Origin of the sequence: Pseudomonas sp. TWI628 (genome assembly GCF_039673865.1) — a bacterium.
Classification (GTDB): Bacteria; Pseudomonadota; Gammaproteobacteria; order Pseudomonadales; family Pseudomonadaceae; genus Aquipseudomonas.
Genome location: NZ_JBDJMM010000003.1, coordinates 1 through 18,238, shown reverse-complemented (window position 1 = coordinate 18,238; position 18,238 = coordinate 1). Strand labels below are relative to the sequence as shown.

Annotated in this window: 14 protein-coding genes; 3 read left to right on the top strand and 11 right to left on the bottom strand. The window is 64.7% G+C overall.

The window, feature by feature from the left end:
* Positions 1–41 precede the first annotated feature (41 nt).
* Entirely contained in the window at positions 42–1,175 is a 1,134-nt protein-coding gene (locus ABE528_RS02835) for an alanine--glyoxylate aminotransferase family protein (protein WP_346652120.1), read from the top strand.
* A gap of 79 nt (positions 1,176–1,254) precedes the next feature.
* Here ABE528_RS02835 and lipA read toward each other — a convergent pair whose 3' ends face one another.
* From lipA to speB, 11 genes are all read right to left on the bottom strand, one after another.
* On the bottom strand, positions 1,255–2,229 hold the full coding sequence (gene lipA / locus ABE528_RS02830) for a lipoyl synthase (protein ID WP_346652119.1): 975 nt from the start codon (positions 2,227–2,229) through the stop codon (positions 1,255–1,257).
* Positions 2,230–2,299: 70 nt separating this feature from the next.
* Positions 2,300–3,553: a serine hydroxymethyltransferase gene (gene glyA, locus ABE528_RS02825; RefSeq protein WP_346652118.1), complete on the bottom strand. Its 1,254-nt coding sequence runs from the start codon at positions 3,551–3,553 to the stop codon at positions 2,300–2,302.
* Between the two features lie 62 nt (positions 3,554–3,615).
* Positions 3,616–6,486, bottom strand: coding sequence for an aminomethyl-transferring glycine dehydrogenase (gene gcvP, locus ABE528_RS02820; RefSeq protein WP_346652117.1), 2,871 nt, complete (start codon positions 6,484–6,486; stop codon positions 3,616–3,618).
* Between the two features lie 14 nt (positions 6,487–6,500).
* Positions 6,501–6,878, bottom strand: coding sequence for a glycine cleavage system protein GcvH (gene gcvH, locus ABE528_RS02815; RefSeq protein WP_152958165.1), 378 nt, complete (start codon positions 6,876–6,878; stop codon positions 6,501–6,503).
* A gap of 259 nt (positions 6,879–7,137) precedes the next feature.
* Entirely contained in the window at positions 7,138–8,670 is a 1,533-nt protein-coding gene (locus tag ABE528_RS02810) for a sigma-54-dependent transcriptional regulator (RefSeq protein WP_346652116.1), read from the bottom strand.
* A gap of 81 nt (positions 8,671–8,751) precedes the next feature.
* Positions 8,752–10,176, bottom strand: coding sequence for a D-serine/D-alanine/glycine transporter (gene cycA, locus ABE528_RS02805; protein ID WP_346652115.1), 1,425 nt, complete (start codon positions 10,174–10,176; stop codon positions 8,752–8,754).
* A 315-nt stretch (positions 10,177–10,491) separates the two neighbouring features.
* The gene (betA, locus tag ABE528_RS02800; RefSeq protein WP_346652114.1) at positions 10,492–12,180 is read right to left on the bottom strand and encodes a choline dehydrogenase; all 1,689 of its coding nucleotides are present in this window, start codon (positions 12,178–12,180) and stop codon (positions 10,492–10,494) included.
* A 4-nt stretch (positions 12,181–12,184) separates the two neighbouring features.
* Entirely contained in the window at positions 12,185–13,654 is a 1,470-nt protein-coding gene (locus ABE528_RS02795; RefSeq protein WP_346652113.1) for a cytosine permease, read from the bottom strand.
* Positions 13,651–13,830, bottom strand: coding sequence for a hypothetical protein (locus ABE528_RS02790; RefSeq protein ID WP_152958160.1), 180 nt, complete (start codon positions 13,828–13,830; stop codon positions 13,651–13,653). Before ABE528_RS02790 ends, ABE528_RS02795 begins: the two co-directional genes overlap by 4 nt.
* A gap of 98 nt (positions 13,831–13,928) precedes the next feature.
* Positions 13,929–15,437: an aldehyde dehydrogenase family protein gene (locus ABE528_RS02785; RefSeq protein ID WP_346652112.1), complete on the bottom strand. Its 1,509-nt coding sequence runs from the start codon at positions 15,435–15,437 to the stop codon at positions 13,929–13,931.
* A 15-nt stretch (positions 15,438–15,452) separates the two neighbouring features.
* Positions 15,453–16,424: an agmatinase gene (gene speB / locus ABE528_RS02780; RefSeq protein ID WP_152958159.1), complete on the bottom strand. Its 972-nt coding sequence runs from the start codon at positions 16,422–16,424 to the stop codon at positions 15,453–15,455.
* Between the two features lie 268 nt (positions 16,425–16,692).
* Between speB and ABE528_RS02775 the strand changes: the two genes are divergently transcribed.
* The gene (locus tag ABE528_RS02775) at positions 16,693–17,607 is read left to right on the top strand and encodes a LysR family transcriptional regulator (RefSeq protein WP_346652270.1); all 915 of its coding nucleotides are present in this window, start codon (positions 16,693–16,695) and stop codon (positions 17,605–17,607) included.
* A gap of 103 nt (positions 17,608–17,710) precedes the next feature.
* Positions 17,711–18,238, top strand: a 528-nt coding sequence (locus ABE528_RS02770) for an electron transfer flavoprotein subunit beta/FixA family protein (protein ID WP_346652111.1), incomplete at its 3' end; no start/stop codon positions are given.

Below are 18,238 nucleotides of genomic sequence, written 5' to 3'. Positions count from 1 at the left end.
CAAGGTCGATATCAAGGACATCTCTGCCGAAGGAGTCACCCATGTCAAAGATCTATCCCGCTATTGATCCCGAGGGGCTGGTCGAGTACTCGGTGGTCTACACCGACCGCTCGCTCAATCACATGTCGCAGGCCTTTCAAGGTGTGATGAAGAACATTTCCAGCACCCTGAAACAGGTCTACAACGCCCAGGCCGTTGCAGTCGTACCAGGCAGCGGTACCTTCGGCATGGAGGCGGTAGCGCGACAGTTCGCCAGCGGCCAGCAATGCCTGGTGATACGCAATGGCTGGTTCAGTTATCGCTGGAGCCAGATCCTTGAGATGGGCAACATCGCGGCGGCCACCACGGTGCTCAAAGCCCGGCCGGTCGACACGGGGCGCCAGGCGGCTTACGCGCCTCCCCCTCTGGACGAAGTGCTGGCGGCCATTGAGGCGCACAAGCCGCAGGTTGTCTTCGCCCCTCACGTTGAAACTTCATCCGGGATGATCCTGCCCGACGATTACCTGCGGGCCGTCGGTGACGCCGTGCATGCGGTGGGGGGCTTGTTCGTGCTGGACTGCATCGCCTCAGGCACGCTTTGGGTCGATATGCACAAGTGCGCCGTCGACCTGCTGATCAGCGCCCCCCAAAAAGGCTGGAGCGCCTCGCCTTGCTGCGCCCTGGTGATGTTCAGTGCCTTGGCCCTCGCGCGCATCGAGCAGACGCAGAGCAGCAGCTTTGCCTGCGACCTGAAAAAGTGGCTGCAGATCATGCAGGCCTACGAACAGGGCGGGCATGCCTACCATGCGACCATGCCCAGCGATTCACTGGCGCGCTTCAACGACGTGATCAACGAGATGCAAGCCTATGGCTTCGACAAGCTTCGCGGCGAGCAACAGGCGCTGGGCGATCGGGTACGCGCCATGCTGGCCGGCAAAGGCATCAGGAGCGTGGCCGCAGCCGGTTTTCAGGCCCCGGGCGTGGTGGTGAGCTACACCGATGATGCCGATATCAAGAACGGCAAGAAATTCGCCGAGCACGGCCTGCAGATAGCCGCCGGCGTGCCGTTGCAATGTGACGAGCCAGCCGACTTCCAGACCTTCCGCATCGGTCTGTTCGGGCTGGAAAAACTGCACAACATCGAGCGCACCGTCAGCACCCTTGAGCAGGCACTGGACGAAGTGCTGGTGAACTGAGCCCTCATCGGCGGCGGGCTGTGAAACCGGCAGGGCAGGCACTCACCAGTGACCAGCGCCTGCCCTGCCGGGCACAGCCTTACACCGCTTGCAGTTGCCGGTCAGCGTGGTAGGACGAGCGCACCAGCGGCCCGGCTGCCACGTTTCTGAACCCCATCGCCAACGCTTGCTCGGCAAGCATGGCGAAGGTGTCGGGGTGCACGAAGCGCTGCACCGGCAGGTGGCTGCGTGACGGTTGCAGGTACTGCCCCAGGGTCAGCATGTCGACCTGGTGCTCACGCATGCGCTGCATCACCTCGACCACCTCGGCATCGGTCTCGCCCAGGCCGAGCATCAGCCCGGACTTGGTCGGTACCGTCGGCAGGCGTTGCTTGAAGCGCTCCAGCAGGTCCAGCGACCATTCGAAGTCCGAACCTGGCCGTGCCGCCCGATACAGGCGCGGTACGGTTTCCAGGTTGTGATTGAACACATCTGGCGGCTCTTGCGCGGTGATGTCCAGGGCCACATCCATACGGCCACGGTAATCCGGAACCAGGGTCTCCAGCTGAATGCCTGGCGACAGCCTGCGGATCTCGCGCAGGCAATCGGCAAAGTGACGGGCGCCGCCATCGCGCAGGTCGTCACGGTCCACCGAGGTGATCACCACATACTTCAGGCCAAGGTCGGCAATGGCGATGGCCAGGTTCTTCGGTTCATCGGCATCCAGCGGCTTGGGCCGGCCATGGCCGACATCGCAGAACGGGCAACGGCGGGTGCAGATGTCGCCCATGATCATGAAGGTCGCCGTACCGCCCGAGAAGCACTCGCCCAGGTTCGGGCAGGACGCCTCTTCGCACACGCTGTGCAGCCTGTGCTTGCGCAGCAGGGCCTTGACCCGCGCCACTTCCGGCGTGGTGGCAATCGCCACGCGAATCCAGTCGGGTTTGCGCGGCACCTGCTCGGTCGGCAGGATCTTCACCGGAATGCGCGCCACCTTGTCGGCGCCGCGCAGTTTCACCCCGGCCTGCAAGGGCTGCGGGCGCGGCGATGTGTGTTGCAGTTGTTCGGTGGACATGGCTGGCTCCTGGCCCCGCGTTGATATTGACTGACAGCATTACCGGGGGCTGCTGTGCAGCCCCCAGGTGTCAGGCCGGATAGACCGGGAACAGCTTGCACAACGCCGCTACCTGGCGCGCCACCTGGGCCTCGACGTCGGCATCGCCGAGGTGGTCGAGGATGTCGCAGATCCAGGTCGCCAAGGCGCGGCATTCCACTTCCTTGAACCCACGGGTAGTCACGGCCGGGGTACCGATACGCAGGCCCGAGGTCACGAACGGCGACTGCGGGTCATTGGGCACCGCGTTCTTGTTCACCGTGATGTGCGCACGGCCCAGCGCGGCGTCGGCGTCCTTGCCGGTGATGCCCTGGCGGATCAGGCTGAGCAGGAACAGGTGGTTGTCGGTGCCACCGGACACCACGTCGAAACCGCGCTGCATGAACACCTGCGCCATGGCTTGGGCGTTGCTGATGACCTGGCGCTGGTACTCCTTGAAACCCAGCTCCAGGGCCTCCTTGAAGCACACCGCCTTGGCCGCGATCACGTGCATCAGCGGCCCGCCCTGCCCGCCCGGGAATACCGCCGAGTTGAGCTTTTTCTCAAGCTCCGGGTCGGCCTTGGCCAGAATCAGGCCACCACGCGGCCCGCGCAGGGTCTTGTGGGTGGTGGTGGTGACCACATCGGCATACGGCAGCGGGTTGGGGTACAGGCCTGCCGCGACCAGCCCGGCGACGTGGGCCATATCAACGAACAGGTAGGCCCCGACCTTGTCGGCGATCTGCCGAAAACGCGGGAAGTCGAGGGTCTTCGAGTAGGCCGAGAAGCCGGCCACGATCATCTTCGGCCGGTGCTCGACGGCCAGGCGCTCGACTTCGTCGTAGTCGATCAGGCCGTTGCCATCGATGCCATATTGCACGGCGTTGTACAACTTGCCCGAGGACGACACCTTGGCACCGTGGGTCAGGTGGCCGCCGTGGGCCAGGCTCATGCCCAGGAGCGTATCGCCGGCCTGCAGCAAGGCCAGGTAGACCGCCGCGTTGGCCTGGGAGCCCGAGTGTGGCTGGACGTTGGCATAACCGGCACCGAACAGTTGTTTGGCGCGGTCGATGGCCAATTGCTCGACCACGTCGACATGCTCGCAGCCACCGTAGTAACGCTTGCCCGGGTAGCCTTCGGCGTACTTGTTGGTCAGCTCGGTACCCTGGGCCTGCATCACCTGGGGGCTGGTGTAGTTTTCCGAAGCGATCAGCTCGATGTGGTCTTCCTGGCGTTGCACTTCACGGCCGATGGCCGCGGACAGTGCAGGGTCGAAATCGGACAGGGTCAGGCTTTTATGGAACATGGGTGTGATTCCTTGTTGTTCGGTTGGCAAGCACGGCCCGCAAGCGCTGCGGGCCAGCAGGGTCAGGCATCTTGATAGCTCGACAGCGGCGGGCAGGCACAGGCCAGGTTGCGGTCACCGTAGACGTTGTCCACGCGCCCCACCGGCGGCCAGTACTTGCTGTCGCGCAGGTCGGCCAGCGGGTACACCGCCAGCTCCCGGGCATAGCCATGGGGCCATTCGCCCACCAGCTCGGTGGCGGTATGCGGCGCGTTCTTCAGCGGGTTGTCGAGCTTGTCCAGGGTGCCGTTTTCCACGGCGCGGATCTCTTCGCGGATGCAGATCATCGCGGCGCAGAAGCGGTCCAGTTCTTCCTTGGACTCGCTCTCGGTCGGCTCGACCATCAGCGTGCCGGCCACCGGGAACGACATGGTCGGGGCATGGAAGCCGAAGTCGATCAGGCGCTTGGCCACGTCCTCGACGCTGATGCCGCTGCTGTCCTTGAGCGGGCGCAGGTCGAGGATGCATTCATGGGCGACCAGGCCGTTCTCGCCGGTGTACAGCACCGGGTAGTGGTCCTCCAGGCGCCGGGCGATGTAGTTGGCATTGAGAATCGCCAGTTGCGAGGCACGCTTGAGCCCTTCCCCGCCCATCATGCGGATGTACATCCAGGTAATCGGCAGGATGCTGGCACTGCCATAAGGCGCCGCGCTGACCGCGCCCTGGGGGTTGGCCAGGTGGGCGTGTCCGGGCAAGAACGGCGCCAGGTGCGCCTTGACGCCGATCGGGCCGACACCGGGGCCGCCACCGCCGTGGGGGATGCAGAAGGTCTTGTGCAGGTTCAGGTGCGACACGTCGCCACCGAACTTGCCCGGGGCACACAGGCCGACCATCGCGTTCATGTTGGCGCCGTCCAGGTACACCTGGCCACCGTGCTCATGAATGATGTCGCAGATGCGGGTGATGGCCTCTTCGAACACGCCGTGGGTCGAGGGGTAGGTGATCATCAGCGCGGCCAGCTGCGCCCGGTGCTGCTCGGCCTTGTGCTGCAGGTCGACGACATCGACGTTGCCACGCTCGTCACAGTTGACCACCACCACCCGCATGCCGGCCATCTGCGCGGTGGCCGGGTTGGTGCCATGGGCCGACGACGGGATCAGGCACACATCGCGCCCTGCCTCGCCACGGCTGGCGTGGTAGGCGCGGATCGCCAGCAGGCCGGCATACTCGCCCTGCGAGCCGGCATTGGGCTGCAGCGACATGGCGTCATAGCCGGTGGCCGCACAGAGCATGGCTTCCAGCTCATCGGTCAGCTGACGGTAACCTTGCGACTGCTCGGCCGGGGCGAATGGGTGCAGGGCGCCGAATTCGGGCCAGGTGATCGGTACCATCTCGCTGGCAGCATTGAGCTTCATGGTGCATGAGCCAAGCGCGATCATGCTGCGGTCCAGGGCCAGGTCCTTGTCGGCCAGGCGGCGCAGGTAACGCATCAGTTCGGTTTCACTGTGATAGCGGTTGAACACCGGGTGCTGCAGGAATGGGGTCTGGCGCAGCAGCGCCGGGGGCAGGCAGTCGCCACTCTCGGCGGCCAGGGCGGCAAAGTCCGGGAGCACCTGGCCTGCTGCGGCGAAGACCTGCCACAGGGCCTCGACACTGCCCTGCTCGCAGGTTTCATCCAGGGCCACGCCAACCCGCAGTTCATCGACCCGCCGCAGGTTCAGACAGGCACTCTGGGCGGCCGCCAGCACATCGGCCACAGGCCCGGCAGTGACCACGCTGACGGTGTCGAAGAAATGCGCCTGTTCGACGTGGTGCCCGAGCTGCTGCAGCCCTTGCACCAGGATCGCGGTCAGGCGGTGCACGCGCCGGGCGATCTGCTCCAGGCCCGTGGGGCCGTGGTAGACCGCATACATGCTGGCGATGTTGGCCAGCAGCACCTGCGCGGTGCAGATGTTGCTGGTGGCCTTTTCGCGGCGGATGTGTTGTTCGCGGGTCTGCATGGCCAGGCGCAGGGCCGGCTTGCCGAAGCGGTCGATGGACACGCCGACCAGGCGGCCGGGCATGTCGCGCTTGAAGGCATCGCGGGTGGCGAAGTACGCCGCGTGCGGGCCGCCGAAGCCCAGCGGCACACCGAAGCGCTGGGCGCTGCCCAGTACCACGTCGGCATCGAACTCGCCCGGTGGGGTCAGCAAGGTCAGCGCCAGCAGGTCGGCGGCCACGGCCACCAGCGCACCCGCCGCATGGGCGCGTTGCACCAGGGCACGGTGGTCGGTGATGGCGCCGGTGCTGGCCGGGTATTGCAGCAACAGGCCGAAATAGCCGTCCAGGGCTTGGCCCTGCAAAACCGCTTCATCAGCGATGACCACTTCGATACCCAGTGGCTGGGCACGGGTGCGCAGCACGTCGAGGGTCTGCGGGTGGCAGTGGCTGGAGGCGAAGAACGCCGGGGCCTTGTTCTTCGCAAGGCGCTTGCACAAGGTCATTGCCTCGGCGGCAGCGGTGGCTTCGTCGAGCAACGAGGCGTTGGCGATCTGCATGCCGGTGAGGTCACTGACCAGGGTCTGGAAGTTCAGCAGCGCCTCCAGGCGGCCCTGGGAGATTTCCGGCTGGTACGGCGTGTAGGCGGTGTACCAGGCCGGGTTCTCCAGCAGGTTGCGCAGGATCGCTGTTGGCGTGTGGCAAGGGTAGTAGCCCTGGCCGATGTGGTTGCTGAACAGCTGGTTGTTCGCCGCAATGGCCTTGAGTGCGGCCAGGGCTTCAGCCTCGCCCTGCCCCTTGCTCAGCGCGAGCACGCTGCTGCCCCTGATGCTGGCGGGGATGACGCTGTCGATCAGGGCATCGAGCGAGTCATGGCCGACCAGCGCCAGCATGGCCTCGATATCGCCCTCGCGCGGGCCGATGTGACGGGCGATGAACTCGTTGTCGGTGCCCAGCGGGATGGATGCGTTGGTCATGTCGGCACCCTGGCTCAGGCGTTGTCGGCCAGGAAGCGGTCGTAGCCGTCCTGGTCCATCAGGCCGTCGAGCTCCGACGGGTTGGCTGCCTGGATGCGGAAGAACCAGCCGTCCTGCATGGGCGAGCTGTTGACCAGCTCGGGGTCGTCGGCCAGGGCCTGGTTGACGGCCACCACGGTGCCGCGCAACGGCATGGTGATGTTGCTGGCGGCCTTCACCGACTCCAGCACTGCGACTTCGTTGCCCTCGCCGTACTCGCCCGGCTCCGGCAGTTGCACGAACACCACGTCACCCAGGGCCTGCTGGGCATAGCTGGTGATGCCGACGGTCAGCTCGCCAGTCGCTTCCAGACGCAGCCATTCGTGTTCGGGAGTAAAACGCAGCGTGCTCATGGATCTTCCTCTCTTGTTATCAGGTGAGTCCCGATGCAGGACTGACAGATACAGAGCAAGGGTGATGCCAACTCACTAAAACCTATATATATCAATGCTTTACTGTTTTATTTCGATCACTTCCGAGCCTGCGCGATGGAGCGGATTCGCTCCGTGGCGCAGGCCCGACAACCACCCCTGACAGCACGGGCCAATGAACCCGCCACCCCGCCAGCCCGGAGCACAATCACTCCAGCGGAGCGGATTCGCACCGGGTCGGCTATGAGGCCCGGCTGGCGATGCCGTACTTGCGCAAACGCTGGCCGATCGCCGTGTGCGAAGTCTGCAAGCGCACCGCCAGTTGCCGGGTCGAGGGGTAGCTCGCGTAGAGTTTTTCCAGCAAGGATTTTTCAAAGGCCTGCACGGCCGCTTCCAGGCTGACGATCTCCTGCCCCTCGGCTTGCTGGCTGCTCAAGGCGGTGCCAGCCAGCTCCAGGTCATCACAGTCGATCACCTCCCCTTCGCTGATGGCTGCCGCGCGGAAGATCACGTTCTGCAACTGGCGCACATTGCCGGACCAGCGATTGCCCAGCAGCAGCGGATGGGTGGCCAGCGCCAAGCGGCACGGGGTACGCTGGATCTGCGCACAGGCCTGGCGCAGGAAATGCTCGGCCAGCAGCAGGATGTCCCTGCCCCGCTCACGCAGCGGCGGCACCTGCAGGTTGAGCACGTTGAGGCGATAGTAAAGGTCTTCGCGAAAGTCACCTTCGAGCACCATGCTTTCCAGGTTGCGGTGGGTGGCGCAGACCACCCGCACATTTACCTGCACCTCGCTGCCACCGCCCACCCGGCGAAAGCTGCCGTCATTGAGAAAACGCAGCAGCTTGGCCTGCAGGTACGGCGACATCTCGCCCACTTCATCGAGAAACACCGTACCGCCATCGGCCAGTTCCAGCAGGCCCGGCTTGCCGCCCCGCTGGGCGCCGGTAAACGCACCTGCGGCGTAGCCGAACAGCTCGCTTTCGGCCAGGCTTTCAGGTAACGCCGCGCAGTTCAGCGCCAGGAACGAGGCATCGCGCCGGGCACTCAGCGCGTGGCAGGCACGGGCCACCAGTTCCTTTCCCGTGCCGGTCTCGCCCTGGATCAAGACCGGCGCTTCCAGGCTCGCCACCTTGTGCAAGCGGGCCTTGAGCGCCTGCAGCGCCGCCGACTCGCCCAGCAACGCCCCCAGGCCTTCGCTGTTGTCATGCAGCAGCGAGGCCAGGCGCTCGCCGATGCGGCTGGGTGGGTACAAGGTCAGCAGGCCGCCCACCAGGCCATCGGCGCCGCCACTGATCGGTGTGGCCTCCAGCAGCAGGGCCTGGCCCTGAAAGCCCACCTCGCACATCGGTAAGCGAAAGCCCTTGTCGATCAGGGTCTGGGCCAGGTCCGGCTCGGCAAACACGCGGTTCAACGGCTCACCGGCCGGCTCACGCCCAACCAGGGCGACCAGGGTCGGGTTCGCCAGCAGCACATGGCCGCCAGGGTCCACTGCCAGCACCGGGTCGCTCATCGCCGCCAGCAACGCCTCCAACTGCAGGCGGCGGCGGTGGCCGGGAAGGAAGTCGACCAGCGCCACGTCCAGCACCCCGTCCACCTCCAACAGGGCTGCGTAGAGTTCGTCCAGCACCCTGGGCGACAGGGTCGGGGCATCGATATAGACGTTGGGTGGAATCATCTCCACAGCGTCCAGGTTAAGGTTGCGTGCCCCAAGCAGCGAGAGGATTTCCTGAGTGATACCGACACGGTCGAGAAAGTTGACGTGGATTCTCATAAAAATTCCCTGCTGGATAGAAAGACGACAGGGGGACAGCGCACGGCGCTGTCCCCCTTGGGTAGTCGGTGAAGGTGGCGGTCAATCGGCATCGAATGACAGCTGCACGGCCTGCTGCCTTTTGCGCCGGTTCGATCGATAGGTCAGGCCCAGTCCGGCAAACCAGACCGGCATCAGGTACAGCGCGCTGCGGGTGTCGGCCTGCAACGCCAGCAAGGCCAGGATGAAGGCGAAGAACAACAGGCACACCCAGCACATCAACGTGCCGCCCGGCATCTTGTACTTCGACGCCTGGTGCAGCGGGTCACGCTGCTTGCGGTAGGCCAGGTACGACAGCAGGATGATCGACCAGACGAACATGAACAGCAGTGCCGACACCGTGGTGATCAGGGTGAAGGCTTCGAGCATGTTCGGCACCAGGTAGATGACCAGCGCCCCGCCCGTCAGGCACACACAGGAAAAGATCAGGCCGTTGGAAGGTACCGCGCGGCTGGACAGCGCAGCGAACTTGCCAGGCGCATCGCCATCCACCGCCAGGCCGTAGAGCATGCGGCTGGTCGAGAACACGCCGCTGTTGGCAGACGACATGGCCGAGGTCAGCACCACGAAGTTGATGATGCCGGCCGCAGCCGGCAGGCCGGCCAGCACGAACAGCTCGACGAAGGGGCTCTTGTTGGCCACCACTTCACGCCAGGGTGTGACGGCCATGATAGCGATCAGGGCAAGCACGTAGAAGACGATGATGCGCAAGGGAATCGAGTTGATCGCCCGTGGCAGGTTGCGTTCCGGGTTCTTGGTTTCGGCGGCGGTAGTCCCCACCAGCTCGATGCCGACGAAGGCAAACACCGCAATCTGGAAGCCGGCAAAGAAGCCCATGGCGCCATGGGGGAACATGCCGCCGTCATTCCACAGGTTGGCCAGCGAGGCAGCATGCCCGGCCGGCGACTGGTAAGCCGCCGCCACCATGTAGAACCCGGTGCAGACCAGCGCGCAGATGGCGACGATCTTGATCATGGCGAACCAGAACTCCATTTCGCCGAACATCTTCACCGTCATCAGGTTCAACGTGAGCAACAGGCCAACACAGGACAACGCCGGCATCCACAAGGGGATGTCGGGGAACCAGAACTGCGCATAGGCCGAGATGGCGATCACGTCGGCGATACCGGTGACAATCCAGCAGAACCAGTAGGTCCAGCCGGTGAAGAACCCCGCCCAGGGGCCGAGCAGGTCCGCCGAGAAATCGATGAACGACTTGTACTGCAAGTTGGACAACAGCAGTTCGCCCATGGCCCGCATGACAAAGAACAGCATGAAGCCGATGATCATGTAGACAAAGATGATGGAGGGCCCCGCCAGGCTGATGGTCTTGCCAGAACCCATGAACAGGCCGGTGCCGATGGCACCGCCAATGGCGATCAACTGGATATGGCGGTTGGACAGGTTGCGCTTGAGTTCGTGTGCGTCACCGTCAGGCAGGCGGTGGCCGTGGGGCAAGTTATTCATTGTTTTCTACCTTGCTAGTCTAATTGTTTTTATAACGTCACAAGTTCAAGCCTCGAAAGCGGACGAACAACTTTCAAATCCGCTCGCGTGCAAGGTAGAGAGCAAGCTCTGTGCCAGGCGGAAAACGCCCGGATTACAGGGTTCCCATTGAATGTTGCCGGTTTGGCTGTAAAGAAGTCGCTCCACAAAACCGGCGCCAATCCGCCGGTAGAACACCGCCAGGCGTCGTGAGCCTTGCGCCAGCGCCACCTGTAGCGAAAGCGCTCCAATGGAGCGCATTCGGTCCGCAGGGTGCCGCCTGGCGGCCCGGCATCCCTAGCGCACAGGCATCTCGCGCAGCGGTGCACGGCTGCGTTGCTGTTCCTCCCAGCCCCCCACCAGGCCAACCGGCACATCGCTCGGTGCCAACGGCTGGCGCCCGCGCACCAGGTCGGCAGCGCGTTCGGCCAGCATGATGGTCGGTGCGTTGAGGTTGCCATTGGGTTCGCTCGGGAACACCGAGGAGTCGATCACCCGCAGCCCCTGCAGGCCATGCACACGCAATGTCGAATCGACCACGGCCATGTCATCCTCGCCCATCCGGCACGAGCCGCACGGGTGCATGGTGCTTTCCATGTTGGCGCGCACGAACGCGTCGATCTGCTCATCGGTCTGCACCTGTGGCCCGGGCGCCAGTTCCTCGCCGCGGAAGCGGTCCATGGCCGGCTGCGCGATGATCTCGCGGGTCAGCCGCACACAGCGGCGGAAGCCCTCGCGGTCCTCCTCGCTTTCGAGGTAGTTGAAGCGGATTTGCGGATGTTGGTACGGGTCGGCCGACAGCGCCCGCACATGGCCGCGGCTCTTGGGCTTGTTGGGCCCGGTCAGCACCATGAAGCCATGGCCCTTGAACGGTTTGTCGCCGTCATAGCGCATGGCCGCCGGCAGGAAGTGGAACTGGATGTCCGGCCAGCGCAGGCCCTTGGACGAGCGGATGAAGCCGCCCGCTTCGAAGTGGTTGCTGGCGCCCAGGCCGTCCTTGAACAGCAACCAGCGCAGGCCGATCATCGCCTTGCCCAGCAGGTTCATCTTGCCATTGAGGGTCACTGGCTCCTTGCACGCATACTGGATGTAGATTTCCGAATGGTCCTGCAGGTTCTCACCCACCCCAGGCAGGGCATGGCGCACCTCGATGCCGGCCTTCTTCAGCACGGCCTCGGGGCCGATGCCGGAGCGCTGCAACAAGTGCGGCGAACCGATCGGGCCAGACGCCACCAGCACCTCGCGGTTGCACAGGACCTTGTGGGTCTGGCCGCCATGGTCATATTCCACGCCCACCGCCCGCTTGCCATCGAGCAGGATGCGCCGGGTCATGGCATGGGTGATCACGGTCAGGTTCGGCCGGCTCATGGCCGGGCGCAGGTAGGCGTTGGCCGTGGACCAGCGCACGCCATCCTTGACCGTCATGTGCATGGCACCAAAGCCTTCCTGCATGTAGCCGTTGCAGTCGTCGGTCTTGATGTAGCCGGCTTCGGCACCGGCCTCGACCCAGGCGCCGTACAGCGGGTTCTGCATGTTGTTGCCGTTGTTGGTGGCCAGCGGCCCCATGCCGCCGCGGTAGTCATCGCCGCCGAACTTGTACTGCTCGGCACGCTTGAAGTACGGCAGGCAGTTGCGGTAGCTCCAGTTCTTCGCCCCCAGGCTTTCCCACTCATCGAAGTCGCAGGCATGGCCACGGATGTAGACCAAGCCGTTGATCGAGGAAGAGCCCCCCAGTACCTTGCCCCGTGGGCAGTGCAGGCGGCGGTTGTCCAGGTGCGGCTCGGCGACGGTCTCGTAGCGCCAGTTGTACTTCTTGGTGTTCATCGGCAACGAGAAGGCACTGGGCATCTGGATCAGTACACTGCGATCGCTGCCGCCGAACTCCAGGACCAGCACCGAGGTGCCGGCGTCTTCGCTCAGGCGGTTGGCCAGCACACAGCCAGCAGAGCCTGCGCCGATGATGATGTAGTCGTATCGCTTGGTCATGGTTCTAGTCCTGTACACGAAGGCCGGCAGCCTGGATGTTGTGTTCATTGCGCGTTGGGTAGCCGCCCCAGCCCAGGCGTGCCGCCAGCAGCCGGGTCAGGCCGTAGTGCACCAGCCCGGCCAGCAGGCAGGACGGCAGCGAGGCGGTGGCGAAGGTGAAGAAGTCGGTATGGGCCAGGGTCTGCGGGTTGAACACCACCACGTAGATCGCGAAACCGGCCACCAGCGCCAACAGCGCGATGGGGTTGAAGCCTTTGCAGTAGCGCAACGCCGACACGCTCTGTTCGGCGTAGAGCTGGCGCAGGTTCAGGCGCTGCTTGCGCAGGAAGAAGTAATCGGCGATGCCGATGCCGGCCAGGGCGCTGTTGAGCGCGGATGTCCATACCAGGAAGATGAAAAAGCCGTCGTAGATCCCCGGCAGGAACACCACGATCACCACCGGGATGATGCAGAACAGCCCGATCAGTACCCCCCAGCCCACGCTGCGCAGGCGCTCGCCGGCCAACTGACGCAAGCCGATCACCGCGGTGTAGAGGATGTTGACCATACCGGTCAGGTTGGCCAGTGCCAGGAAGCTCAGGGCGATGACGCCAAAGCCCATGCCGCCTGCCAGGCGCATCCAGGTGGTAGGGTCGCTGCTGCCCAGGGTGGTGGCGGCGAACAGGCTGACCGACTCGCCCAGCGACGCCGCCGCGAAGATGCCCACCAGGTTGGGCCAGAAGGCCGTGCGCTGGTTGCTGCACAGGCGCGACAGGTTGCCGATGTAGGGCCACCAGGAGAAGCCCGCGGCGATGTTGATCTCCACCGCCACCATGAAGTTGACGTGGGGGTTCTCGAACGGTGGCTGCAAAGGCGGCATGGCCAGCAGTTCGTCGAAGCTGTAGCGGCGGGAAATGAAGTACATCAGCGCCAGCATGATCAGGATCAGGCTGGGCGCGATCACCGCGCTCAGCCGGCGGATCATGTCCGGCCCGCGCATGGCCACCAGTGCCGCCAGCACGATGGCCAGCAAGCCGCCGGCGGTCACCAGCCAGTCGTCACCGTTGGGCTGGCGCTGCTGCACCAGGGTTTGCAGGTTGTCCAGCGCCCGCCCGCACATCAGCCCCAGCACCGCCAGCCAGCCCATGGTCAGCACCACCACCGAGAGGAAGTACACCAGGCGGCTGCCGTTGAGGCCGAACATGCTGCGCAGGAAGGTGAACTGCTCGACGCCGTACTTGCCACACGGCAGGCAGGTGGACGATGCGGCGAGGACCACGCCGATGATGTTGCCGATGATGATCGCGGCAATCCCTTGCAGCGGCCCGACGAACAGCGCGGTGGCGCCGCCGATCAGGAACACCCAGGTGGCCACCGCCAGCGCCGAGTTGGCGTAGGCAAACCCCCAGAACCCCCACACCCGCTCATTGGGCAGCAAGGGGGTGTCGCCACGTTCCGCGCTCAGGCGAAATTCTTGCTCGCGCGAAGCACTCATGGCTGGCCTCCCAGGTAGTACGCGCCGGCCACCATCACCAGCGTCAGCAGGGCCAGCGCCACCACGTCGGCCGCGCTCAGGGCGCCCGGCCAGCGGGCGCTGTGCTCCAGTTCTTCATAGGCGCGCAGGCGCCTTTCCAGGTCTTGCGCACGCTCGCTATCCACTTGGCTGTTCATCGGCATCACCTCGACAGGTTCTTGTTATTGAAATTCGATGCATTCGATAAACCTGCGCCGCCGGCCAACCTTCGGCGGCGCAGGACGGCCCTGCTACCTCAGGGCAAGGTGATCCAGACCGCCTTGGTCTCCAGCAGGAACTCCAGTTGTTCTGCGCCCATGTCCTTGCCATAGCCCGATTGCTTGTAGCCACCGAACGGCATGGACGGGTCCAGGGTGCTTTGGGCATTGACGTACACCGTGCCCGCACGCAGGCGCGGAATCAGCCCGTGGACCTTGCCCAGGTCGTTGGAGTAGATTGCCGCCGCCAGGCCAAACTCCGAGTCGTTAGCCAGGGCCAGTGCCTGTTCCTGGGTGTCGAACGGCTGGGTCACCAGCACCGGGCCGAAGATTTCCTCGCGAACCACGCGCATGTCGTTGTTGCAGTTGGCGAAGATCGTGGGCTGCACGAAGAAGCCCGGGCCGGCGAGCGGCTCGCCGCCGTAGTACACCTGCGCGCCTTCGGCCTTGCCCAGGGCGATGTAGTCCAGCACCCGCTGCTGTTGCTGGCGCGACACCATGGGGCTGATGAAGCAGTCCGGGTCCAGGCCGGGGGCGATCTTCAGGGTGGCGGTGTACCTGGCCAGCGCTTCGAGGAATGCCGGGTAGACACTGCGCTCGACATACGCCCGGGTACCGGCGTCGCACACCTGCCCCGAGTTGAAGAACACCCCGTTGGCCACCGCTTGCGCCGCTGCCTCGATGTCCGCATCGGCGAACACGATCACCGGCGACTTGCCGCCCAGTTCCAGGGTCAGGCGTTTCATCTGGTCCATCGCCGTCTTGCCCACCGAGCAGCCGACCGGTGTCGAACCGGTAAAACTCAGCTTGTCGATGCCTGGGTGGCGGGACATCGCCTCGCCGACCACGCTGCCGCGCCCGGTCACGATGTTCACCACCCCGTCGGGAATGCCCGAGGCCTGCACCAGCTCGGCAAAGCGCAATGCCGACAGCGAAGTCAGCTCCGCCGGCTTGACCACCACGGTGCAACCGGTCGCCAGCGCCGCGCCGAGTTTCCAGGCCATGGTCTGTAGCGGGAAGTTCCACGGCACGATGGCACCGACCACCCCCACCGCCTCCTTGCGCGTGTATGCCAGGTAGTTGCCGGGCAGCGATGGCTCGACGGTGCGGCCGTGGATCTTGCTGGCCCAGCCGGCAAAATAGCGCAGGGTATCGACCGTGCCCTGGATATCCACCGCCCGTGCCTGGGCGACCGACTTGCCCATGTCGATGGCTTCGATCTGTGCCAGCTCGTCGCCGTGGGCCTCGATCAGGTCGGCCAGGCGATGGATCAGGCGCTCGCGCTCCAGTGGCTTGAGCTGGCTCCAGGCACCGCCATCGAACTGCGCACGCGCTGCGCGCACGGCGCGGTCGAGGTCATCGGCAGTGGCCATGGGGATGCGCGTCAGCACACCCTCGGTGGACGGCTCGATCACCTCGGCGCTGCCGCCGTCGCTGGCCTCGAGCCAGGCGCCGGCAATGAACATGCGCTGCGCCTTGCTGAGAAAGTGCTGGGTCGCCTCGGATACACCGAAGGCCTGCAAGTAGTCTTTTACCTTGTGGTCCACAGGACAGTCTCCGGGTCAGCGGGCTTTGGCGCGCGCGTGGAAGATGAAGCCGATGCTGTTCATCAGCAGTTGCGCGGCGAGGATCGAGGTCATGCCGGTGGGGTCGTAGGCCGGGGCCACTTCGACCAGGTCCATGCCGACAATGCGGCCGTGGCTGCGCTGCGCCAGCGCCTGGATGATCTCCAGCACTTCGTAGTACAAGAAGCCGCCATGGCTCGGCGTGCCGGTGCCCGGGGCGATGGACGGGTCGAAGCCGTCGATGTCGATGGTGATGTAGTAGTTGCGGCCTTCGGGGATTTTCGCCAGCACACCCGCGCAGCCCAGGCGGCGCACGTCACGTACCGAGAGGATCTGCGAGCCGGCCTCACGGGCGGCATCGTAGTCATCACGGTTGGAGGATGACACGTTGCGGATGCCCATCTGGGTCATGCCGACGATGTGCTCCAGTTCCGAAGCGCGGCGCAGCGGGCTGCCGTGCCCATAGCGCACGCCATGGCGCTCGTCGACGAAGTCCAGGTGGGCATCGAAGTGCACGATATGGATCGGCCCATGGCCTTCGAACGCCTTGATCACCGGGGCATGCACCGAATGGTCACCGCCCAGCACCACCGGCATGGCCCCCGCTGCAAGGATCTGCCGCACCGCCAGCTCGATGTTGGCGTTGCTGCTGGCCATGTCGGTGTGCACGATATCGGCATCGCCGACGTCGACCATACGGACCTGGTCTTCAGTCAGGTAGGTGGCGTCATCCTCGAAGTCGTAGGCGCCGGCATGGCCGAACGAGAACAGGGTCGATGCCTCGCGAATGCCGCGAGGTCCGAAGCGTGCCCCCGAACGCCACTGGGTGCCCATGTCATTCGGTGCGCCGAGGATTGCCACATCGGCGTCGATCGCCGCCCAGTCGGTGCACACCGGGGCCTTGGCGAACGTGCAATGCCCCACGAAGGGCAGGTTCAGGCGGCCGGACTCGTAACCGTGCTTTGCCATGTTCTGGTTTCTCCAGTTCTTGTTCTGTTTCAGGAGACGGGGCGACTGCTCGACCACCGTTGCGATCCACTATGGCAACCGTGCCGGCGGGGAAAAATGCGCAAGTGCAGATACATACATCGCCCTGGCCGAAGTATCTGCCGCGGTTCAAACCCGGCGATACCCGGCATTGCAGTGGCCAGGTACTCATGGTTAGCTTGCGCGACAAGAACAATGCATGGGTGTTCATATCAGCACTGGCGATGTGACACCCGGCCGGGAGGCTACGGTGATCCAACTGCACGATGTCGACCTGAAGCTGCTCAGGGTTTTCACCACGATCGTCAGGTGCGGCGGCTTTTCTGCGGCACAGGCTGCGCTCAATGCCGGCCAGTCGACCATCAGCGAACAGATGTCGCACCTGGAGACCCGCCTGGGGGTCAAGCTCTGCCAGCGCGGGCGCAGTGGCTTTCGCCTGACCGAGCAAGGGGTGGCCATCCATGAAGCGACCCTGCGCCTGCTCAGTGCCGTGGAGAGCTTCTGCATGGATGCCGACGTGCTCAAGCAGCACATCAGCGGCAAGCTCAACCTGGGCATCATCGACTCCACCCTGACCGACCCCGTGTCGCCCCTGCCGCGCACCACCCAGCGCTTCGTTTCGCGAGGGCACGATGCCCATCTGCACATCTACATCGGTGCCCCGGCGGAACTCGAAGAGCGGGTGCTCGACGGCAGGCTGCACCTGGCCATCGGCCACTTCCCGTTGCGGGTCGCGGGGTTGTCCTACCAGCCGCTGTATGACGAGGCCCTGGGGCTTTACTGTGGCCGGCGCCACCCGCTGTTCGCCAGCAACGCGAGCAACGGCCGGCTGATGGAGGACGTGCGCCAGAGCCGGATCGTGGTGCGTGGCTACATGCAGCAGTACGACCTGGAGCAATTGGGCATCACCAAGGCCGATGCCACCGTGGAGAACATCGAGGCAGCAGCGATCCTGATCATTTCCGGCGCCTATATCGGCTTCTTGCCGGTGCACTTCGCCGAGCAATGGCTCAAGACCGGCGACATGCGCCGCCTGGGCACCAGCCTGCTGGACCTGTGCTCGCCGTTCGATGTGGTCACCCGCCGCGGCGTATCGCGCCCGCCCATCCTGCAGGCGTTCCTCGAAGACCTCGATGCCTGCGCATCCCAGCCCGGCTCCAGCTGATTCGCCCCGCTACTCGAAACGGACGATCCCCGCCCGCCAACACTGCGCTACCGTCGTTGCCAACCCCCTACCCGCCGCCCCACCATCAATGACTGGAGAACCTATGAGGGTACTGGTAAGCGTCAAGCGAGTGGTCGACTACAACGTCAAGGTTCGCGTCAATGCGGACAACAGCGGTGTCGACCTGGCAAATGCCAAGATGTCCATGAACCCCTTCTGCGAAATTGCCGTGGAGCAAGCCGTGCGCATGAAGGAACAGGGTATCGCCAGCGAGGTCGTGGTGGTCTCCGTCGGCCCGACCACCGCTCAGGAGCAGTTGCGTACTGCCCTGGCCCTGGGTGCCGACCGCTCCATCCTGGTCGAAGCCGCTGACGAGCTGAATTCCCTGGCCGTGGCCAAGGCACTGAAAGCCGTTGTCGATAAAGAGCAGCCTCAGCTGGTCATCCTCGGCAAGCAAGCCATCGACAGTGACAACAACCAGACCGGCCAGATGCTGGCCGCGCTGACCGGCTTCGCCCAAGGCACCTTCGCCTCCAAGGTCGAAGTCGCTGGCGACAAGCTCAACGTCACCCGTGAAATCGACGGCGGCCTGCAGACCGTTGCGCTGAACCTGCCAGCCATCGTCACCACC